The organism is Mucilaginibacter puniceus, from assembly GCF_054783175.1.
Genome location: NZ_BAAGRB010000003.1, coordinates 74,579 through 94,379, shown reverse-complemented (window position 1 = coordinate 94,379; position 19,801 = coordinate 74,579). Strand labels below are relative to the sequence as shown.

The window sequence follows — 19,801 nt, the reverse complement described above, 5'->3', positions numbered from 1 at the left end:
ATATAATGAACGGGCTGCTTTGCTATATTAGCTAACTAAACAATTATTTTTTTGTTAGATAAATAATGGTTACCCCAGGGCAAAAAATTATACAAGAGTGGTATAAAGTAAAAAAGTGGAAGCAGTTCCCGTTTCAGCAGGAGATGGAAACCGCTTATTTAGGAGGTTATTCCGGCTTGCTAAATGCCCCTACCGGTAGTGGCAAAACATTCGCCTTGTTTTTACCCTTTTTAGCTGATTTTATTAATAAAAACCCCGACTATAAAACCTGCAAAAACAATGGCCTGCAAATGTTGTGGCTTACTCCATTACGTGCCTTAACCAATGACATTAAAAAAGCCATGCAGGAGGTTTGCGACGACCTGCAAATACCCTGGAAAATTGCTGCCCGCACCGGCGACACATCTGCCGCCGAAAAAGCGGCCTTAAAAAAGAAACTGCCCGAAGTTTTGTTAACCACGCCCGAGAGCTTGCACCTGATGCTGGCCCAAAAGGAGTATCCTAAAATATTTCAAAGCCTGCAGGTATTGGTGATTGATGAATGGCACGAGTTGCTGGGTACTAAAAGAGGCGTACAGGTAGAGTTGGGATTATCAAGGTTGAAACACCTCTCCCCAACCCTCTCCAAAGGAGAGGGGGTGAAAATCTGGGGTATCAGCGCAACCATCGGCAACCTGGAGCAAGCCGCAGAGGTGTTATTAGGTAACGATTTTCCGCCTGACCGGATAAAAATGGTGCGGGCTAATTTGGAGAAGAAATTGCTTATCAAATCCATCATCCCCGAAAATGTAGAGAATTACTCATGGTCAGGACATATCGGCTTAAAGCTGTTGCCTGATGTAATGAAGCTGGTGGCCAAAAGTAAAACCACACTCATATTTACCAATACCCGCTCACAATCCGAAATATGGTATCATGCCATTTTAGATAATTACCCCGAGTATGCCGGGGTAATGGCCATGCATCACGGCTCGTTGGATAACGAGTTGCGTAACTGGGTTGAGCAGGCCCTGCATGCCGAAGCTTTAAAAGTGGTGGTATGCACTTCCAGTTTAGATCTGGGGGTTGATTTTCGCCCGGTGGATACGGTGGTGCAGGTGGGCAGTCCTAAAGGGGTAGCCCGGTTTATGCAACGGGCAGGTCGTAGCGGGCACCATCCCGGCGCAGTATCAAAAGCCTTTTTTGTGCCTACACACTCGATGGAGCTTTTGGAAGGCGCGGCTTTAAAGGAAGCCATCAAACGCGAGATATTTGAAAGCCGCGACCCTATGCTGTTAACCATGGATGTGCTGATACAATTTATGGTGACGCTGGCTGTATCAGAAGGTTTTAGAGCGGATGAATTGTTTAAAGAAGTTAAAACTACCTATGCTTTTGCTGACATCACCCGGAGTGAATTTAACCAACTGTTAGACTTTATTACCAATGGTGGTAAAACACTGGCGCAGTATGATGAGTTTTTAAAGGTTGAGGTAGAGAATGGTTTATATAAGGTGAACAGCCGCCGGGTAGCCATGCGGCATAGGCTAAGCATTGGCACCATCACCAGCGATTTGAGCATCCGTGTAAAATGGTTAAGCGGCGGCAGTTTGGGTACGTTGGAAGAATCATTCATATCCAAACTTAAACCCGGTAATACGTTTTGGTTTGCAGGCCGCAGTTTAGAATTTATTAAGATAAAAGACATGACGGCCTACGTCAAAAAATCAACCGCTACAAAAGGTATTATACCAAGTTGGATGGGCGGACGGATGCCGTTGTCGTCGCAATTATCTTCTATGTTCAGAGATAAATTAGATGAGGTAGCACATGGTATTGAAAGCGATGAAGAGGTAGTTGCTTTAAAACCTTTGTTTGATCTGCAAAAGCAGTTGTCGCACTTGCCGCAGAGCCATGAGTTTTTGATTGAATCATTCAAATCGCGCGAGGGGCATCATTTGTTGTTTTATCCTTTTGAGGGGCGGTTAGTGCATGAGGGGATGGCATCGTTATTTGCCTACCGGATATCAAAAGTCAAATCAGCCAGCTTTTCAATCGCCATGAATGATTATGGGTTTGAGTTATTGACTGACGAGGATATCCCCATTGAGCAGGTTTTGGAAGATGCAGGCTTCTTTTCAATAGATAACCTGTTGGAAGATATTCAGCATAGTTTAAATGCCAACGAGATGGCCCGCCGGCGTTTTAGGGATATTGCCCATATTGGCGGGTTAGTGTTTACAGGATATCCCGGGCAGCAGATAAAAAACCGTCACTTGCAGGCATCATCATCTTTGCTGTTTGAAGTTTTTAGCGAGTATGAGCCGGATAATTTATTAGTTAGGCAAGCCTATAACGAAGCATTGGCCTTCCAATTAGAAGAGTTTAGATTACGCGCAGCTTTGCAGCGTATAGAAAAGCAAAGCATCGTACTAAAAACTATTGAACGGCCAACGCCATTTGCGTTCCCTATAATGGTAGATAGCCTTGGACGTGAGAAACTAACCACCGAAACTTTAGAGGAGCGCATAGCCAAAATGGCGCGCCGCTACGGTGCCGAAGGCGTTGGCGCGGTTGAAACCAAAAAGCCGCGTAAGGTTGGAATTACCCGAAAAAAAGGATTTTAACTACCATACCAACTCACATTTATGCTTTCCTGGTTTTACAGGTATTAATACCAAAAGGATAATAAAGCGGACAAAAACTAATTAAGCTGGTAAGTATAAATATAGTGGCTACCACCAGTAACACTATAGCTACTGTGCCCGAAATAACTTGCATAAAGTATAACGCCCCTATTGCAACTGCTACCAACAAACGTAGTGTGCGGTCAAATTTTCCCATATTTGCTTTCATATTGATTATGTTTTAGTTAGGGCTAATTTAACCAGGTAATAAATTAAATAAGGTGACCATAGTCACATAAATGAAATTAAATGTTTTGGAGAAATTAATGGGGTAATTTACTTTTAACTGCACCATATAAATAAGTGCCCAACAACGCGCCTAAAATAACCACCAACATAGTTAGATACCCATAACCCAGGTTAACAAACATAGGTCCCGGACATAAGCCCGCCAGGGCCCAGCCCAGCCCGAATATGGTGCCACCAATAATATATTTTGGCCAGCGTTTGTCCTTGTTATGAAATAAAATGGGATGCCCCTGGGTGTCTTTCAGGTGATTTTTTTTGATAAGATAAACGGCTATTGCACCCAATACTACCGCGGTGCCAATTATGCCATACATCTGGAATGATTGAAAGCGGAACATCTCTTGTATACGGTACCATGAGGCCGCCTCTGATTTGACCATGATAATGCCGAATAGGATACCGGCAAGTATAAATTTTAATCCTTTCATTTGCTTAAAATATTAGGGGGAATAAAAGGTGTGTCATGATCAATCCACCTATAAAAAAGCCAATTACGGCCCATAGTGATGGCAGTTGTAAATTGGAAAGGCCGCTTATGGCATGGCCAGAAGTACAACCTCCGGCATATCGCGAACCAAAACCTATCATAAACCCGCCGCCTAATAGTATGGCCAGGCCCTTAGCGCTTAAAGCAAAATTCCAGTTATAAATGGCCGAAGGGTTTAAGCCCCCATCAAAAGGTATCCCTAATGCTTGCAGGTCCGCAATGGTTGCACCGGACAGCTGTAAAGGCTGATCGCTTTTTAAAAGTGTATTAGATATATACCCGCCCATAATGGCACCGACAAGAAATAAAAGGTTCCATCGCTGTTTTTTCCAGTCAAAGTCAAAAAAATGAGTGGTTTTTCCCGCTCCTGCCAGGGTACATAGGGTGCGCAGGTTAGATGAAAACCCAAACGATTTACCAAATAACAGCAGCACAACCATAATAAAAGCTATCGCAGTGCCCGATGCATACCAGGGCCAGGGTTGTTTAATTAAGTCGATCATAAATATTTAATAGCACCATGAAGATAGAGGTTTTTTATAAAAGCGTACTCGGGCATACGTACGGACTGACATTAAACTTACCGCTGTCCTTTATGGCCGAGAAACCGCCTTTTACATTTATTAAGTTATTATAACCACGTGCCCGCATAATGGAGTTAAATATCATAGACCTGTAACCACCGGCACAATGTACATAAGCTGTTTTATTTTTATCAACACTACTCATGTTATCATTAATATAATCAAGTGGTATATTCTCGGCACCTACTATATGTTCTGATTCGTACTCACTGGCTTTTCTAACATCAATAATAGTTACTTTTTTGCCCTTTTTTGCCAAATCTGTAGCTGATATAGATTCAATATGGTCGGTTTCTTTGCCGGCTGCTTTCCATGCTTTAACACCGCCTTTTAAATAGCCCAAAGTGTTGTCATAGCCTACCCTGGCCAATCTGGTAACTACCTCTTCTTCGTTATCTTCATTAGCAATTATCAGTATAGGTTGCTTAATGTCTGTTATTAATGTTCCAACCCAGGGCGCAAAGTTGCCATCCAGGCCAATGTTGATAGACCCGGGTATAAATTCTTCTCCAAACGCATCAGGGCTACGGGTATCAAAAATTACGGCCCCGGTTTCATTGGCAATTGTTTCAAAAACTTCGGGCGACAAGGCTTGTGTGCCGTGGCTTAATACATTATCAATACTTTCATAACCTTCTTTATTCATTTTTACGTTTGCCGGGAAATAAGCAGGTGGCGGCATTAATCCATGGGTGACTTCTTTAATAAACTCGTCCCTGGTCATGTTAGCACGTAATGCGTAATTATATTTTTTTTGGTTACCCAGCGTATCGGTAGTTTCGGCACTCATTTTTTTTCCGCAGGCCGATCCTGCACCATGCGCCGGGTAAATAATAATATCATCATTCAGGGGCATTACCTTATTTCGTAACGAATCAAACAATATCCCCGCCAATTCTTCCTGGGTTAAATGCGCAGCTTTTTGTGCCAGGTCGGGGCGGCCTACATCACCAATAAACAAGGTATCGCCAGAGAACAGGGCTTTTTGCTGGCCATTTTCATCTAACAATAGGTAACATGCCGACTCCATGGTATGGCCGGGTGTATGCAGAACGCGTATAGTTAGTTTACCTAATTTAAATTCCTCGCCATCTTGGGCTACGTGAGCTGAAAAGCCGGGCTCGGCTGTAGGGCCATAAATAATGGATGCTCCGGTTTGTTTTGCCAAATCAATGTGCCCTGATACAAAATCAGCATGAAAATGGGTTTCAAAAACGTACTTGATATTTGCTCCCGCAGCTTTTGCTTTAGCAATATAAGGTTCAACTTCTCTTAGCGGGTCAATTATAGCCACTTCATTTTCTGATTGAATATAGTAAGCACCTTGTGCTAAGCAGCCGGTGTAAATTTGTTCGATGATCATATCTTTATATTTTAATAGTATACAAATGTCTGTTATGCATTAGGTCTTCAACGGTGACCAAAGTCACGTAAGAAAAATTTCTTTTATAATAATGTAGGTACCCATCAATAAAAGGAACCAGCCAAACCCTTTTTTAAGGTTTGCGCCATTAATTTTTTTGTTGATGGCGGTGCCAATAAAAATGCCGGCTGTGGCAATGGCGGTAATGGATAAAAGAAACAGCCAGTCGATTTGAAAATGACCAATATCGCCGGCAAACCCAATAAGCGAGTTAAGGGCAATGATGAGTAACGATGTACCCACCGCTTCTTTCATGTTAAGCCCAACCAATAAAACTAAAGTGGGTATTAATAAAAATCCGCCCCCGGCACCTAATATACCTGTGGCTAATCCTATAGCAACGCCAAACAATAGCAGCTTGGGTATATTCGGATTTTTCTTGCTTGCTGTGTTTGATTCAGTAGTTCTACCGTTGCGTATCATAGCCGTTGCTGCAACTATCATTAATACAGCAAATAACACCATGGTTAATAGGTTATGTGTTACCGTAAAACTGCCAATAGTAAAAAGCTTATCAGGAATAACCGGGATAAGAAATTTTCGGGTAACAAAAACGGTGGTAATTGATGATAGTCCAAATAGCAATGCGGTTTTAACGCTTACCAATCCTTTTCTGTAATTGTCTATAGTGCCTATTAAGCTGGTTGAGCCAACAATAAATAACGAGTATGAAGTGGCTAAAACCGGGTTTAACCCAAACAGGTAAACCAGTACCGGCATAGTGAGTATTGATCCGCCCCCGCCTATTAAGCCCAATGATATGCCAATAAGTGCAGACGCGATGTAAGCTAATATTTCCATTTAGTATTTTTATTTATACAAAAGTGGAAATTAGCTTACCTATAAAAGGTGACTTATGTCACACGCCTACGGTTTTAACCATTCAATGGCATTGCGGTGCAGTTTTACATCGCCGCGTTGCTCCATTTTTTTAAGCAGGCGCGATATCACCTCGCGGGATGAATTGAGGTCCTTAGCAATGTCTGAGTGTGATAGTTCTATTTGGTTGGTATTTAATTTTTTATGTTGTTTTTGCAGGTAAAAAAACAGGCGCTCGTCCATCCCTCTAAATGCGACATCGTCTATCACGGTTAATAATTCTTCAAACCGGGCGCGGTAGGTTTCCAGTACAAAATAATACCAGGTTTTGTATTGCTTCATCATATCATCCATATAGGATATGGGTATCATTAACACCGTAGTATCCTCAACAGCCATGGCCATAACTTCGCTGGTTTCCTGCTTAATAGCGCAAACCATTGATAAGGCACAGGCATTGCCCGGCTCAAGGTAATACATAAAAAACTCGCCTCCTTCTTCACCCTCACGGTAAAGCTTTACCCTGCCGTCAAGTATCAGTACGGTAGCTTTCATATATTGCCCGGTTTGCATGATAATATCACCGGCTTTAAAAGATCGTATCGTTCCATGCTCGGCTATAAATTGTTTAAGCCCCGGTTCAAATTGGGTAAACAGTTTATCTATTGATAGGTCATTGCTCATATTAGGCAATTTACAAAATAAAGCAGACCATAGCTTATATCGCCATGTTACTTGTTTTCGTCAAGTTAAAGCAATGCATATCGCCACGCAAAACTCAAGCCTGTACTATAAACAAAACTTTATTTTTTAGGCTTAAATTTATCGGTCTCCATAAGGTTTAAACTCATCATTTCTTTCATGGTTTTCTGCATCGACTCTGGCGAACCGTCTAAAAATATCACATTGCCTTTTGAGTTTTCGGCAAAGTGCTTAATAGATTCTGTCCACATGGTAAATAAAATAACTGATGTATCCATGTTGGCCTGGTTCATTTCTTTAGCGGCCACACTCATACCCTTGGCCACCTCCTCGCGGAACAAGGCAACACCTTGCCCGCGCAGCTGTGATGCCTGACGGTCGGCTTCGGCAGATATTTTTATGGCATTACCTTCTGCCTCGGCAGCTTTGGTTTTAGTGATCAATAATGCCTGGCCCTCATTTTCTGCAGCGGCCTTCAGGTTATTTGATGCCACTACCTGGCTCATTGATTTCATGATCACGTCATCAAAAGTGATGTCGTTCAATTGCAGGTCCTGCAAATGGTAGCCCCAGCTTTCCAGTATGGTATCTAATTGGTCTTTTACGTGCTCCACAATATCACGGCGAAGTATCAGTACTTCTGATTGACGTTTAGTGGCTACAAAGGCACGGATAGAGCCCTCTACGGTGCGTATCAAAGCTTGCATCAGGTTCCTGTCGTCAACAAATTTAAAGGCTACATTTTTAATGGTTTCTTCCTGTTGGTCCAATACCGAGTAAAGCAACATGGCTTTAAAATAAACGTTAGCCTGGTCAAACGTAACCGCCTGAAACTCCAACTCGACCGAACGGTTTTGGATGGATATTTTAGAGTAAATATTTTCGATTAGTGGAATTTTAAAATTTAAGCCCGGCGTTAGGATACGACGATATTTGCCAAATACAGTAATTACCGCAATTGTGCCCTGTTTTACAGTCACAAATGAAGAAAATAAAATAACAAGTATTATAAAAAGTAACAGAAAAGAGATTATTTGGCTATTCATGGCTATAAGGTTTTAATAATTAAAGATATAATTATTATTTGGTGTGTTATTTGTTTTTATAATAAATGATTTAAAACTAACTGACTAAACATGAACGTAAAACGAACCTTTGGAACTATACTAACCGTATTGGGTATTATAGGATTAATTTACACAGGTATTGGTGTTATACAGCATAGCGCTAACTATACCACTTTAACCGTTGTAGGTATTATAGGATTAATATTCTTTCTTACAGGTATAAGCCTGGTACGAAATACCAAAGACGAAGCATAATAAATAAAATGCATAAAAAAAGTCCTTTCGTTTTCGAAAGGACTTTTTTTTGTTATATAAGGTTTTTTCTATTACTCGTTTGATGCGGTAAAGCCCAGATCGCTTTTAAAGGCATCTAATACGCGTCCGCCTTTATAAAAATAACGACTGTAATAAGCTTCATCTAAACTGCTTACGGCTACACCTTTTGATGATGCATGCGCAAAACGGTCATTGCCTAAATAAATACCGATATGTGTAATGCTGCGGCTTTTAATTTTAAAGAAAACCAGATCGCCTTCTTTTAACTCATCTTTTTTAATAGGGTTAACCATACTAAAAATATCGCGCGAGTTGCGTTTAATATCTAAATTGAATACCTGGCTGTATAACTGTTTGGTAAAACCCGAACAATCAACACCTTTTTTAGTGCTACCTGCATAACGGTAAGGGGTACCTATCCAATCGTAAACAAAATTAAAAAGTTTCATATTTGAGGTTGCAGACAAGGCAACACCCATAATTTGTGATAAATAATCTTTTGCTAAGCTCTCTTGCTCTTCGGCCTTTTCAGTTGGCTGTGTTGGAACGGTTTTTGTTTGGGCCGGGGCCGCTAAAACGCTTGTTAATAAGGCAATTGCCAATATGATTTTCTTCATTAATTATTGTTTTGTTGCTGATAAATTCAACAAACTGTTCATTAAATGAGACAAAGTCGTCACGGTTGACTACAAAACTATCCAAATAAATTAAAATACCAAACAATCGTTTGTAATTTTTTTATGCAAATAAATCGTCTAACAAATGCGTTGCAGTTTCGATAATTTGCAGGATATAATTAGATTTGCGCATTATATGTAAATTGACTGAATAGAATGGCTTCAATCGAAATAAATAAGGACACCTACCTGAAGTGGTACGAAGACATGCTTTTGATGCGCAAGTTTGAGGAGAAAGCAGGCCAGTTATACGGACAACAAAAAATACGCGGTTTTTGCCATTTATATATTGGCCAGGAAGCCGTATTGGCCGGGGCCATGTCTGCAATTAAGCAGGAGGACAGCATGATAACCACTTATCGTGACCACGCACACGCATTGGCTAAAGGCATTACACCTAACGCTATTATGGCCGAATTGTATGGTAAAGCTACCGGATGCTCAAAAGGTAAAGGTGGCTCAATGCACATGTTTAGTAAAGAGCATCATTTTTATGGTGGCCACGGTATTGTTGGTGGTCAGATACCTTTAGGCGCAGGCGTTGCATTTGCCGAGAAATTTAAAGGTACCGAATTTGTTAACATCACTTATATGGGCGATGGTGCCGTACGCCAGGGTGCTTTAAGTGAAACATTCAACATGGCTGCTTTATGGAAATTACCTGTAATTTTTGTTTGTGAAAACAATGGTTACGCCATGGGTACCTCTGTAGCGCGTAGTACTATACAGCCCGATATTTATAAATTAGGCTTGCCTTACGGCATACCTTCATCCGCTGTTGATGGCATGGACCCGGTTGCGGTGCATAATGCCATGGACGAAGCTGTACAGCGTGCACGCAAGGGCGAGGGCCCAACTTTCTTAGAGATGCGTACCTATCGTTATAAAGGACACTCGATGTCTGATCCGCAAAAATACCGTACTAAAGAGGAGTTGGAAAGCTATAAGGCTAAGGACCCTATTGATATGGTAAAAGCAACTATTGAAAAAAATGGTTATGCTGATGAAAAATGGTTTGAGGATATTGATGCCAGGATAAAAGCGATAATTGAAGAATCGGTAAAATTTGCTGAAGAATCACCGTGGCCAGAAGCATCAGAGTTATACACCGATGTGTATGTACAAAAGGATTATCCTTACATTAAAGACTAACCCCATAATATTTAAAAATACCATTCATCCTATAAAAATATGGCCGAAGTAGTTAAAATGCCTAAAATGAGCGACACCATGACTGAGGGTGTGTTGGCGAAATGGCATAAAAAAGTTGGTGATAAAGTGAAATCAGGCGATGTATTGGCCGAGATTGAAACCGATAAAGCCACGATGGATTTTGAATCGTACCAGGATGGTACTTTATTATACATTGGAATTGAAGAAGGTGCCGCTGCCCCTGTTGATGCAGTTATTGCTGTAATAGGTAATGATGGCGAAGATTATAAAGCAGCACTTGATGCTGAAGGTAGCGGCTCTGCTGAAGCTAAACCTGCTGCTAAAGAAAAAGCGGAGGCTGCCCCTGCGGCAACAACTGATAAGGCCCCCGCTGCAACTCCTGCAAAAGAAGCTGCCCCTAAGGTTGATCTGTCAAGCATACCGGCTACGGTAATACGTATGCCTGCCTTGAGCGATACTATGACCGAAGGCGTAATTAATAAATGGAACTTTAAAGTTGGCGATAAAGTAAAATCAGACGATTCATTAGCTGATGTAGAAACCGATAAAGCTACTATGGATGTGGTAGGTTATGAAGAAGGTACTTTATTATACATTGGCCCTAAAGAGGGCGAGGCCGCACCGGTTAACGGTATTATTGCTATTGTTGGTAAAGAGGGAACCGATATTACTCCGTTACTGCAGGATGCGCCTGCCAGCGCTCCTGCTGCTCCAGCTGCCGATAACGCACCAGCTGCAATTCCAGTTGCTACCGAAAGTAAATCTGAAAGCTCAGATGACAGTCGTGTAAAAGCATCGCCGTTGGCACGTAAAATTGCTAAGGATAAGGGCATTAATTTAAATGACGTAAAAGGATCTGCCGAAGGCGGCCGCATTATTAAAAAGGATATAGAAGAGTATAAACCAAGTGAAAAGCCCGCTGCCGCTCCTGTTGCTGCAGAAGGTGCTGCCACCCCGGCTGCAAAACCTGCGGTAACGTTGCCAACTTTTACCGGCGAAGAGAAGTTTACCGAGAAGCCGGTTACGCAAATGCGCAAGGCTATCAGCCGTAGGTTAGGCGAAAGTTTATTTACCGCACCGCATTTTTATGTAACCATGTCTATTGATATGGACCAAGCAATTGCAGCGCGTACCAAAATAAACGATGTTGCGCCGGTTAAGATATCATTTAACGATTTTGTATTAAAAGCATGTGCCGTAGCTTTAAGACAGCACCCGGCTATTAATTCATCATTCCAGGGCGATAAGATCCGTTTTAACGAGCATATACATATTGGTGTAGCCGTAGCGGTTGATGAGGGCTTATTGGTGCCTGTAATTAAGTTTGCAGACAATAAAACCTTCAGCCATATATCTGCCGAGGTTAAGGAGTTTGCGCAGAAAGCCAAAAGCAAAAAACTTCAACCTGCCGAAATGGAAGGTTCAACTTTCACCATATCAAACTTAGGTATGTTTGGTGTTGATGAGTTTACCGCAATTATTAATACGCCTAACGCATGTATTTTAGCCGTTAGCGGTATTCAAGCCGTTCCGGTTGTTAAAAATGGCGCGGTTGTACCGGGTAATGTAATGAAGGTAACTTTAAGTGCCGATCACCGCGTGGTTGATGGTGCTACCGCAGCTGCCTTCCTGCAAACATTAAAATCATTATTAGAAGAGCCGGTAAGGCTGTTGATATAGATTCAAGAGTTAAGAATCATGGTACAAGACAAAGGCGATAAGTTTACTTATCGCTTTTTTTTATGATTATGATAAATATCAAAACAAACGCACGTTTTTTATAAATTATTCGTAATTAATAGGGTTAACACTGCTATTCTGATATTTTAAACTACCAATTTTCTTGCATTTTTAGTAACAAAACTTCCTGTTTAATATAACATTAACAATTTAATCAATTATCTCTTGATTTTTGACTAAAAATTATCATATCCTTAATATTTATTTAATAAAATAATAGATTTGTTATTCCGCAACATTCTTGATACAAAGAGTTGCGACTTAACAAAATGAAGTTGAACAACAATAACATCAGCAAAAGCAACAACCCGGCAGCATTTAAAACCGCGGTATTGGCTATGCTGTTTGTATTTGGTGCTGCACAGTTAGCAACCGCGCAAGAGTTGTTGGCCATGTTGAACAGATCTTCAAATTCAGTAGCTTCTTATGATCCTACTGATACCAATACTGTAAAAGCTAAACCTGCTGCAACGCCGGTTTTTGACATAATGGGTTCTTCATCTCCTTTAGAAGAATCATTAATAATGGATTTTGCTGCTAAGAAAAAGATGGATGCTAAAGCAGCTACTTCTTTAACCAGCGAAGAAGCACGCCCTAAAGCAGGTTGGAACGCTTTTCAAAAATACATCAGCACCGTAGCTATCTCTCCTGATGGAAAATGCGGTGATGTAAAACTTTCATTTACGGTTGACGCTAATGGCGCTATTAATGACTGCAAGGTTATTACAGGCTTAAGCGAAGCTGCTGATAAGAAAGCGGTTGAATTGATCAAAAACGGACCATCATGGGTTAATACAACTGACGCCAAAGTAGTTTCAGTTACCATTAACTTCCATAAGTTGCATACTGATACGCCAGACTTCCTTTAAAATTTCTTGTTTCTATCCGCGTAAGCGAATACCTTTTGCAATAAAGGTGTTGTGCGCGCACTCAAATTTTTACGAATGTTCAATTCTTCTTCTGCAATCTCAATAAATAATCCATCAATAGCTTTGCGGGTAACATAATCACTTATGTCAGGATCTACCTTGGTTACAAAAGGAACTTTATTATAAGCTGTGGCAGCATCGGTATAATACTTTGTAGCACCAACCTTATTTAAACTGTTTTGCACTATCGGTTTAAAAGCCAGCGATAAGCCATCAGTTGTAGTACGTTTAAAATATTGGGTTGCCGCATCCTGGCTGCCAAAAAGGATATTGGTTACATCCTGTATGGTCATTTGCTTAACAGCGGCAATAAATATAGGCTTTGCCTGTTTGGCTGCATCCTCGGCAGCACGGTTCATGGATAGGATAACATTATCCGCCAACTTACCTAAGCCTAAGGTTCGTAAGGTGTTTTCTACTTTTTGCGCCTCGGGCGGGAAAAGGATCTTAACAGCGGCATTGGCAAAAAAGCCATCAACTGCAGATAGTTGGTCGGAGCTTTTGGTAGCACCCAATTCCAGCGCTTGTTTTAACGCGTTGCCAATTTCAAATGTTGTTGGGGTGGTTTGTCCGGGAAGTGATACGGTTGAATTTTGTATAGCGCTTAAGGTATCACACCCGGATAAAGTAATAAACGCACATAGGAAAATAAAAAAGGGTATCAGCAATTTTTTCATACTGTCACCCCTGCTAAAATCGAGCCAGTATTAATATCCGGCTAAACGTATTAAAACAAATACTGTTCCGGCTACTAGTGCAGATATAGGAATGGTAATTATCCATGCCCAAAGCAGGTTAACTGTTACGCCCCAACGTACGGCCGATACACGCTTAGTTAACCCAACGCCTATAATTGAACCGGTAATGGTATGCGTAGTTGAAACCGGTATACCAAAATGCTCGGTAAAACTTAAAGTTACAGCGGCGGCCGTTTCGGCACTTACTCCCTCTAACGGGGTAATTTTAGTGATTTTGCTGCCCATGGTTTTAACAATTTTCCATCCGCCAGACATGGTGCCTAATGCGATAGCCGAGTAACAAGCTAAAGGTATCCACTCGGGCATTGGGTCGCCGTTGCCTATTAACTTGGATGACACAACAGCTAAGTACAAAATACCCATTACTTTTTGCGCATCGTTAGCACCGTGTGCAAAACTTAAAAAGCCTGATGATACTAATTGCAATACTTTAAACCAGCGCTCGGCTGCGGCCGGCCGGGCATTTTTACAGATATGTAGAATAATAATGGTAATGACATACCCCACCAGCAAGCCTATAAAAGGCGCTAATACAATGTACAATAAAATAGGTAGTATATAAGACGCATTAACAGCAGCTAAGCCATTTGCGCCCATATATAAGGCATTGGTTATACCGGCACCGGCAAATCCGCCTATAAGTGTATGCGATGAACTTGAAGGGATACCAAACCACCAGGTGATCAAATTCCAGGTAATGGCAGCTATTAAACCCGCTAATATTACGTGCATATCCACAAACTGCTCGACCACAATTTTGGCTACGTAGTTGGCCACCTTATGGTCCTTAACTACAAAATACGCCAGAAAGTTAAATGCAGCTGCCCACAATACTGCCTGAAAAGGGGTTAATACCTTGGTGGAAACAATAGTGGCGATGGAGTTTGCAGCGTCATGAAACCCGTTAGTATAGTCAAACGCTAAGGCAAGAATTACTACAACAACTAATAGAGTGGTAACCATTTATTGATAAGGCTTTTATTTATTAAGCGTTTTTAACCAGGATAGATTCCATTACATCGGCTGCGTCTTCGCACATGTCGGTAGCGGTTTCTAATGCCGCCAGTATCTCTTTGTATTTTATCAGGCGGATAGCATCTTTTTCGTACAAGAACAGGTCGGCTACTGCACGGTCAAACACATAATCCGCTTGATTTTCAACACTATTTATTCTAATGCATGAATCGGCAATGGCGCGTACATTTTTAAGGTCTTTAAGTTCTTTTACGGCTTTTTCCAGATCAACACTGGCTTGTAGTACCAGTTCAGATAGTTTGCGGATATGCTCATTATAATCGTCGATACGATAAAGGTTCATGCGGTTGGCTGCACCTTGTATATAATCGGCTACATCATCAATAGCGCTTACTAAAGCATGTATATCTTCGCGGTCAAAAGGGGTGATGAAGTTTTTACTCAACTCCAAATATACCTGGTGAGTAATTTCGTCGCCTTTATTCTCTAATTTGTCAATTTGTTTAAATAGTTCTTCGCGTGTGGCATCACTGTTACAATTAACAGCTTCCACCAAAATAGTTGCCATTGCAACAACATTATTAGATGATTGCTCAAATAAAGGAAAAAACACTTTTTTATCCTTAGGTACAAAGTATTGGAAAATGCTATTTAATGACATCTTATCTTGAATTTGGAACAAAGGTAACTTTGCAATGTTAAGTTAATGTTAATTTTTCATAACCGGTATACCCGGAAATGGTAAGCCTTGTTTAACTTTTTGCAGCGTAAAGCCAAATGTTGAGCCCACACCCTCAGTACTCCGCACATTAATGGTTTGCTCATGTGCTTCAATAATGTGTTTTACAATAGCCAACCCTAACCCTGACCCACCTATTTGCCTTGAGCGGCTTAGGTCCGTGCGGAAAAAACGTTCAAATAAGCGTGGTAAATATTTTTCTTCAATGCCGGCACCATCATCAGTAACTTCTATTAATACCTGGTCATGCAAATCAAACAGGCTTATAAAAGTGTTGCCGTCTTCTTTACCATATTTTAGGGCATTATCTATTAAATTAATTAATACCTGTGCTATTTTTTCACGATCGGCATTTACCCATATACCCTCATCATATTTTTGCTTAAACACAATTTTGATATTGTGCTGTTTGGCTTTCATTTCTAAAGATTCAATAACCTCCTTAATCAGGTCATTAACCTTAAATTTGGTATAATTAATAGGTATCTCGCCCGACTCTAATTTGGATATCTCATCCAGGTCCTTGATCAAATAACTTAAGCGGTCAACATTTTTTGAGGCTTTTTCCAAAAATTGCTCTGCCATTTCTTTATCATCAAAGCCATCATCCTGTAGGGCTTCAATATATCCCTGTATAGCAAATAATGGTGTTTTAAATTCATGTGAGATATTAGACAAAAACTCGCGCCTGAATTTTTCCTGCTGACGAAGCCCATCTATCTCGGTGCTTTTTTGTTTGGCCCATTCCTTTACTTCCAGTTCCACATCATTTATGGGGTCGGCGCTTACGTGTTCGCCCAAGGCATCACGCAGGTCGCGGCCCAATTTTAAATTATGTATAAGCTTATAAATGAGTTTAATTTTTGAGTAGATGTATTTTTCTATCAAATAATAAAAAACCACAAAACTGGTTACTATGGTTACTGTAAAGGTAATCAACAGGTCTTTAATGCTATGCTGAAAATAGTAGTTTACTGCTGATAGGGTAATGGCTACCGCCAGGGCATTAATAAATACCAATACACGTAATTTCATAACGTAAAGTTAGTAAATTAGTTAATGGTTGATTGGGTTGAAAAAGTTAGGATTAAATTAATAAAGTGTTAACGACCAGGGTCGATATTAAAACCGCTCACCTAATCAACTACTCACCAATCAACTATTTTGTCGTTTCTACCTCAATTGATATGGTAACATCATTAGATAGTACAAGGCTTTTCTCGCCCACACCAAAGTCCAAACGGTTTAATTTAAAACTGCCTTTAAAGGTGGCTCCATTAGCTGCCGGAATATAAGAGAAAGGAATTTCAAAAGCCTTTGTTTTGTCCTTCATAGTCACGTTAAACTTGCCGCTGTAGTTATTGCCGCTTTTGTGTTTAAATGAAACCGCCTTGATGGTTATTTTAGGATATTTTGCTGCATCAAAAAACTCATCGCTTCTTAAATGCTCATCCCTGGTGTCGTTATCAGTGTTAATACTGTTAACGTCAGTTGTAGCTTCAATGCTACTGCCAGCTAAATTAGCCGGGTCAAACTGAATATTAGCCTGCATATTGCTAAAGAAACCGCTGGTATTAATACCCAGGTTTTTTATTTGAAAAGTGATTTTTGCTTTGGTGACCTTAACCTGTGCAAACGCTGTTGTTATAAAAAACAGAAAAGCTATTAGGGGAAGTAGTTTTTTCATATTGCGAATAAACGAGTTATATATATTTAAATATATAAGTGTGTTAGTATTTTTACATTGACCTAGTAATAGCATAATAGTTTAATTGCCACACTCCATATAAAATTGCTTTAGGTAATCTTCCATAAAGCGGTGCCGTTGTTCGGCCAGTTGTTTACCGGTTGGGGTGTTCATTTTATCCTTCAGCAGCAGTAGCTTTTCGTAAAAATGATTAATAGTAGGGGCCGTGGAGCTTTTATAAGCCTCTTTGCTCATATTCAAATCTGGTTTTATATCAGGATTATACAATTCGCGACCCTTAAAGCCGCCGTAATTAAAGGTGCGGGCAATACCAATAGCGCCTATGGCATCCAGTCTGTCGGCGTCCTGCACAATCTCTAATTCTTTTGAAGTAAAAGCCGGTTTATCAAAACTTGATTTGAAAGACATATAGCGAATGATCTGCTGCACGTGTACTACAGTAGCCTCATCTATATTTATGCTATGTAAAAAATCGCCTGCAATATTGGGGCCAATTTCTTCATCGCCATTGTTGAATTTACTATCCGCGATATCATGCAATAGGGCAGCTAATTCAACAATTAATATATTAGATGGTTCTGTTTGGGCTATCAGTTTGGCGTTGGTCCAAACCCGGTGAATATGCCACCAGTCGTGGCCCCCTTCCGCATTTTTGAGGCTGGTTTGTACAAAAATTACGGTTTTATTTATTATTTCGGCGTGATGCATATTTGCAAATTGAGTTTGCAAATATAGGTTTATGCCGTAGTGCCGGTTCGCAAATTTTTAATATCTTCTTCCGTGTTGATCAGTTCGGCGACATTAAACTCCAAAATTCCGGCAATTTGAAAAAGTCTTTCTACGGTTATTTTTGTATAGCCCAACTCTATTTTGCTGTAAGCGTTTTGCGAGATATTTAATTTTAACGCCAGGTACTCCTGTGTGTAATTACGATATTCTCTTTTGCGCCTGATATTGGCAGCTATTGATTTAATTTTTAACGACAAAGTATTATCCATATAAGGAGATATAAAACCCTATCTACGAAATGAATAATAAGTCGGTTTTTAGAAAAACACCCGAAAATGAAATCAGCTATTGCGCAACATCATAATTTATAATGATAGCCGGTAACAAGGATGCCTCATTAAGCGGTATCTGATCAGCAGAAAGAAAAGGATTGCTGTTTTTATAAAAATCATAGTGTGATTTTTGCACTTCGGCAATGCCGGTTGCCGGCGTATTATGCCTGATAGAAAACGGCAATATAAAATCATGAAATTTTTCTTTGTTAGGTATGATCCATTTGCTGCTTGATTTTTTTAGTGCTTCAACAATAAAAGGCGTTAATGCCAGATCATCTGCATAGTAAATCACAATTTTTGATAACGCGCCGTTTTCATCTGCAGTAAATTTAAAAATTACGGTGCCGGCAACTCTTTTTTTTACCGCATCTTTTGGAACGATAACGTTATCAGTAAAAAAGCGTGTCATAATTTCTTTGCCGCCCTGAAAAGGAAAAGCCAATTGCTCCTGCGCCATGGCGCTAACAGAGATCAAAATGGTAATTGCAAATAAAAGTAATTTCTTCATTTTTAAGTTGATTGTGTGAGTGGTTGAAAAAGTGAGTGGTTGAACACAACTATTCACTAATCAACTAATTAACTACTCACTATTCTTCGGCTCCCTTTTGCTGCCTTCGTATAATTCATATTCCAAAAGGCGGCAATCCAGTTTGCCATTATAAAATTCAATTCTGCGGTTAGCACGCAGGCCAATTTTTTTGGCCAGGTCCGGGTTGCCGGTAAATATATAACCACGGTATCCACCGCATTTTTTTTTCATGAAATCGCCAATACGCTTGTAGGTTGCTTCCAGTTTACTGTGTACGCCTAAACGCTCGCCATACTCCGGATTAAACATTACAACGCCCGCTTCTTCGGGTACATCGGTTTCTTCAAAATCACAAACGCTAAATTCTATTAAATGTTCTACCCCCGCGGTATTTGCATTTTTTTGTGCAATGTCAACCGCGTCCTGCGATATATCGGTAGCAATTATTTTAAAACTGATAGCTTTTTTTGCCTTGTCTTTTAATGCACGACGCTCATTAAAGAAAATTTGCTCATCGTATCCCATTATATGCATAAAGCCATAATTCATTCTAAATAAGCCGGGATGTTTATCGGTAGCCAGCAGCGCCGCCTCAATAGCCAATGTTCCTGATCCGCACATGGGGTTAATAAACGTGCTGGCTCTATCCCAATGGGTAGCCATAATGGTTGATGTAGCCAAAGCCTCCAGCATAGGGGCTTTGCCCGGTATTTTACGATAGCTGTGTTTCGCCAAAGTTTCGCCCGATGTATCAATAAATATTTCGGCCTTGTCATCCTGCCAATACAGGTGGATAACTGTTTTATTACCATCTGAACCTGAGTTTGGACGTATGCCCTTTACAGATTTGATACGGTCAACAATGGCATCCTTTACTTTTACGTTGGCAAACAACGGTGTTAATATATGCTCATTATTAACGTTGGAAGTTACCGAGAAGTAGCCCGAAAAATCTATCAGGGTCTCCCATTCAATCTCCACCAGGTTATCGTAAAGCTCTTTAGGGTCGTTAGCGGTAAAGCTTTTTAATAAATATAAAATCTGGCTGGCACAGCGCAGGTTTAAATTTAAAGGTATAGTATCAGTAACTGTGCCCTGTAGCTCAATGCCGGTTTGGAATACTCGGGTGGGTTCAAAACCCAATTCTTCAACCTCCTGTTGCAAGTAAGGCGACAGCCTTTTGTTACAGGTTATGATGATTTTACTTTCAGTGTGGAAAATTGACATTTCTTGTGT

The 19,801-nt window shown here is 40.4% G+C and carries 22 protein-coding genes; 5 read left to right on the top strand and 17 right to left on the bottom strand.

All coding sequences use genetic code 11. The features are described 5' to 3' along the window. Positions 1–65: 65 nt before the first annotated feature. Positions 66–2,606: a ligase-associated DNA damage response DEXH box helicase gene (locus ACYVJ6_RS14085; protein ID WP_460694730.1), complete on the top strand. Its 2,541-nt coding sequence runs from the start codon at positions 66–68 to the stop codon at positions 2,604–2,606. A 19-nt stretch (positions 2,607–2,625) separates the two neighbouring features. Here ACYVJ6_RS14085 and ACYVJ6_RS14080 read toward each other — a convergent pair whose 3' ends face one another. The 7 genes from ACYVJ6_RS14080 to ACYVJ6_RS14050 all read right to left on the bottom strand — a co-directional run bounded on the left by ACYVJ6_RS14080 (position 2,626) and on the right by ACYVJ6_RS14050 (position 7,976). After that, on the bottom strand, positions 2,626–2,835 hold the full coding sequence (locus ACYVJ6_RS14080; protein ID WP_460694729.1) for a YgaP family membrane protein: 210 nt from the start codon (positions 2,833–2,835) through the stop codon (positions 2,626–2,628). Positions 2,836–2,929: 94 nt separating this feature from the next. Next, positions 2,930–3,343, bottom strand: coding sequence for a YeeE/YedE family protein (locus ACYVJ6_RS14075; RefSeq protein WP_460694728.1), 414 nt, complete (start codon positions 3,341–3,343; stop codon positions 2,930–2,932). Positions 3,344–3,347: 4 nt separating this feature from the next. Continuing rightward, complete coding sequence (locus ACYVJ6_RS14070; RefSeq protein WP_460694727.1) at positions 3,348–3,905, bottom strand: YeeE/YedE family protein; 558 nt, start codon at positions 3,903–3,905, stop codon at positions 3,348–3,350. A gap of 34 nt (positions 3,906–3,939) precedes the next feature. Next, a complete protein-coding gene (locus ACYVJ6_RS14065; RefSeq protein WP_460694726.1) occupies positions 3,940–5,349 on the bottom strand; it encodes an MBL fold metallo-hydrolase in 1,410 nt (469 codons plus the stop codon). Positions 5,350–5,412: 63 nt separating this feature from the next. Further along, the gene (locus ACYVJ6_RS14060; protein ID WP_460694725.1) at positions 5,413–6,210 is read right to left on the bottom strand and encodes a sulfite exporter TauE/SafE family protein; all 798 of its coding nucleotides are present in this window, start codon (positions 6,208–6,210) and stop codon (positions 5,413–5,415) included. A gap of 66 nt (positions 6,211–6,276) precedes the next feature. Next, a complete protein-coding gene (locus tag ACYVJ6_RS14055; RefSeq protein WP_460694724.1) occupies positions 6,277–6,912 on the bottom strand; it encodes a Crp/Fnr family transcriptional regulator in 636 nt (211 codons plus the stop codon). A gap of 119 nt (positions 6,913–7,031) precedes the next feature. Beyond that, on the bottom strand, positions 7,032–7,976 hold the full coding sequence (locus tag ACYVJ6_RS14050; RefSeq protein ID WP_460694723.1) for an SPFH domain-containing protein: 945 nt from the start codon (positions 7,974–7,976) through the stop codon (positions 7,032–7,034). A gap of 90 nt (positions 7,977–8,066) precedes the next feature. Here ACYVJ6_RS14050 and ACYVJ6_RS14045 point away from each other — a divergent pair, with 90 nt between their 5' ends. Beyond that, positions 8,067–8,252: a hypothetical protein gene (locus ACYVJ6_RS14045; protein WP_460694722.1), complete on the top strand. Its 186-nt coding sequence runs from the start codon at positions 8,067–8,069 to the stop codon at positions 8,250–8,252. A gap of 71 nt (positions 8,253–8,323) precedes the next feature. Here ACYVJ6_RS14045 and ACYVJ6_RS14040 read toward each other — a convergent pair whose 3' ends face one another. Continuing rightward, entirely contained in the window at positions 8,324–8,890 is a 567-nt protein-coding gene (locus tag ACYVJ6_RS14040) for a C40 family peptidase (RefSeq protein WP_460694721.1), read from the bottom strand. A gap of 216 nt (positions 8,891–9,106) precedes the next feature. On the opposite strand from ACYVJ6_RS14040, the gene pdhA reads away from it, so the two are divergent. The 3 genes from pdhA (at position 9,107) to ACYVJ6_RS14025 (ending at position 12,732) form a co-directional block, all read left to right on the top strand. Then, on the top strand, positions 9,107–10,102 hold the full coding sequence (pdhA, locus tag ACYVJ6_RS14035; protein WP_460694720.1) for a pyruvate dehydrogenase (acetyl-transferring) E1 component subunit alpha: 996 nt from the start codon (positions 9,107–9,109) through the stop codon (positions 10,100–10,102). A gap of 39 nt (positions 10,103–10,141) precedes the next feature. Continuing rightward, positions 10,142–11,803: a dihydrolipoamide acetyltransferase family protein gene (locus ACYVJ6_RS14030; protein WP_460694719.1), complete on the top strand. Its 1,662-nt coding sequence runs from the start codon at positions 10,142–10,144 to the stop codon at positions 11,801–11,803. 329 nt (positions 11,804–12,132) lie between these two features. Beyond that, positions 12,133–12,732: an energy transducer TonB family protein gene (locus ACYVJ6_RS14025; protein WP_460694718.1), complete on the top strand. Its 600-nt coding sequence runs from the start codon at positions 12,133–12,135 to the stop codon at positions 12,730–12,732. Here ACYVJ6_RS14025 and ACYVJ6_RS14020 read toward each other — a convergent pair. From ACYVJ6_RS14020 to ACYVJ6_RS13980, 9 genes are all read right to left on the bottom strand, one after another. Beyond that, positions 12,729–13,469 carry a DUF4197 domain-containing protein gene (locus ACYVJ6_RS14020; RefSeq protein WP_460694717.1) on the bottom strand — a complete coding sequence of 247 codons (741 nt, stop codon included), beginning with the start codon at positions 13,467–13,469 and terminating at the stop codon, positions 12,729–12,731. The two genes, ACYVJ6_RS14025 and ACYVJ6_RS14020, sit on opposite strands and share 4 nt — an antisense overlap. 30 nt (positions 13,470–13,499) lie before the next feature. Next, on the bottom strand, positions 13,500–14,513 hold the full coding sequence (locus tag ACYVJ6_RS14015) for an inorganic phosphate transporter (RefSeq protein WP_460694716.1): 1,014 nt from the start codon (positions 14,511–14,513) through the stop codon (positions 13,500–13,502). A 22-nt stretch (positions 14,514–14,535) separates the two neighbouring features. Further along, on the bottom strand, positions 14,536–15,186 hold the full coding sequence (locus ACYVJ6_RS14010) for a DUF47 domain-containing protein (protein ID WP_460694715.1): 651 nt from the start codon (positions 15,184–15,186) through the stop codon (positions 14,536–14,538). A 48-nt stretch (positions 15,187–15,234) separates the two neighbouring features. Beyond that, the gene (locus ACYVJ6_RS14005; RefSeq protein WP_460694714.1) at positions 15,235–16,299 is read right to left on the bottom strand and encodes a sensor histidine kinase; all 1,065 of its coding nucleotides are present in this window, start codon (positions 16,297–16,299) and stop codon (positions 15,235–15,237) included. A 124-nt stretch (positions 16,300–16,423) separates the two neighbouring features. Continuing rightward, complete coding sequence (locus tag ACYVJ6_RS14000; protein ID WP_460694713.1) at positions 16,424–16,951, bottom strand: YceI family protein; 528 nt, start codon at positions 16,949–16,951, stop codon at positions 16,424–16,426. A gap of 81 nt (positions 16,952–17,032) precedes the next feature. Next, on the bottom strand, positions 17,033–17,680 hold the full coding sequence (locus tag ACYVJ6_RS13995) for an HD domain-containing protein (RefSeq protein WP_460694712.1): 648 nt from the start codon (positions 17,678–17,680) through the stop codon (positions 17,033–17,035). A gap of 29 nt (positions 17,681–17,709) precedes the next feature. Then, positions 17,710–17,970, bottom strand: coding sequence for a helix-turn-helix domain-containing protein (locus tag ACYVJ6_RS13990; protein ID WP_460694711.1), 261 nt, complete (start codon positions 17,968–17,970; stop codon positions 17,710–17,712). A gap of 76 nt (positions 17,971–18,046) precedes the next feature. Continuing rightward, positions 18,047–18,544: an energy transducer TonB gene (locus tag ACYVJ6_RS13985; protein ID WP_460694710.1), complete on the bottom strand. Its 498-nt coding sequence runs from the start codon at positions 18,542–18,544 to the stop codon at positions 18,047–18,049. A gap of 72 nt (positions 18,545–18,616) precedes the next feature. Beyond that, positions 18,617–19,792 (bottom strand): THUMP domain-containing class I SAM-dependent RNA methyltransferase, encoded by a 1,176-nt coding sequence (locus ACYVJ6_RS13980; protein ID WP_460694709.1) that lies wholly within the window; start codon positions 19,790–19,792, stop codon positions 18,617–18,619. Positions 19,793–19,801: the final 9 nt, after the last annotated feature.

Coding starts and splice junctions, on each gene's coding strand:
- ACYVJ6_RS14085 (WP_460694730.1), top strand. CDS start 66: ATGGTTACCCCAGGGCAAAAAATTATACAAGAGTGGTATAAAGTAAAA.
- ACYVJ6_RS14080 (WP_460694729.1), bottom strand. CDS start 2,835: ATGAAAGCAAATATGGGAAAATTTGACCGCACACTACGTTTGTTGGTA.
- ACYVJ6_RS14075 (WP_460694728.1), bottom strand. CDS start 3,343: ATGAAAGGATTAAAATTTATACTTGCCGGTATCCTATTCGGCATTATC.
- ACYVJ6_RS14070 (WP_460694727.1), bottom strand. CDS start 3,905: ATGATCGACTTAATTAAACAACCCTGGCCCTGGTATGCATCGGGCACT.
- ACYVJ6_RS14065 (WP_460694726.1), bottom strand. CDS start 5,349: ATGATCATCGAACAAATTTACACCGGCTGCTTAGCACAAGGTGCTTAC.
- ACYVJ6_RS14060 (WP_460694725.1), bottom strand. CDS start 6,210: ATGGAAATATTAGCTTACATCGCGTCTGCACTTATTGGCATATCATTG.
- ACYVJ6_RS14055 (WP_460694724.1), bottom strand. CDS start 6,912: ATGAGCAATGACCTATCAATAGATAAACTGTTTACCCAATTTGAACCG.
- ACYVJ6_RS14050 (WP_460694723.1), bottom strand. CDS start 7,976: ATGAATAGCCAAATAATCTCTTTTCTGTTACTTTTTATAATACTTGTT.
- ACYVJ6_RS14045 (WP_460694722.1), top strand. CDS start 8,067: ATGAACGTAAAACGAACCTTTGGAACTATACTAACCGTATTGGGTATT.
- ACYVJ6_RS14040 (WP_460694721.1), bottom strand. CDS start 8,890: ATGAAGAAAATCATATTGGCAATTGCCTTATTAACAAGCGTTTTAGCG.
- pdhA (WP_460694720.1), top strand. CDS start 9,107: ATGGCTTCAATCGAAATAAATAAGGACACCTACCTGAAGTGGTACGAA.
- ACYVJ6_RS14030 (WP_460694719.1), top strand. CDS start 10,142: ATGGCCGAAGTAGTTAAAATGCCTAAAATGAGCGACACCATGACTGAG.
- ACYVJ6_RS14025 (WP_460694718.1), top strand. CDS start 12,133: ATGAAGTTGAACAACAATAACATCAGCAAAAGCAACAACCCGGCAGCA.
- ACYVJ6_RS14020 (WP_460694717.1), bottom strand. CDS start 13,469: ATGAAAAAATTGCTGATACCCTTTTTTATTTTCCTATGTGCGTTTATT.
- ACYVJ6_RS14015 (WP_460694716.1), bottom strand. CDS start 14,513: ATGGTTACCACTCTATTAGTTGTTGTAGTAATTCTTGCCTTAGCGTTT.
- ACYVJ6_RS14010 (WP_460694715.1), bottom strand. CDS start 15,186: ATGTCATTAAATAGCATTTTCCAATACTTTGTACCTAAGGATAAAAAA.
- ACYVJ6_RS14005 (WP_460694714.1), bottom strand. CDS start 16,299: ATGAAATTACGTGTATTGGTATTTATTAATGCCCTGGCGGTAGCCATT.
- ACYVJ6_RS14000 (WP_460694713.1), bottom strand. CDS start 16,951: ATGAAAAAACTACTTCCCCTAATAGCTTTTCTGTTTTTTATAACAACA.
- ACYVJ6_RS13995 (WP_460694712.1), bottom strand. CDS start 17,680: ATGCATCACGCCGAAATAATAAATAAAACCGTAATTTTTGTACAAACC.
- ACYVJ6_RS13990 (WP_460694711.1), bottom strand. CDS start 17,970: ATGGATAATACTTTGTCGTTAAAAATTAAATCAATAGCTGCCAATATC.
- ACYVJ6_RS13985 (WP_460694710.1), bottom strand. CDS start 18,544: ATGAAGAAATTACTTTTATTTGCAATTACCATTTTGATCTCTGTTAGC.
- ACYVJ6_RS13980 (WP_460694709.1), bottom strand. CDS start 19,792: ATGTCAATTTTCCACACTGAAAGTAAAATCATCATAACCTGTAACAAA.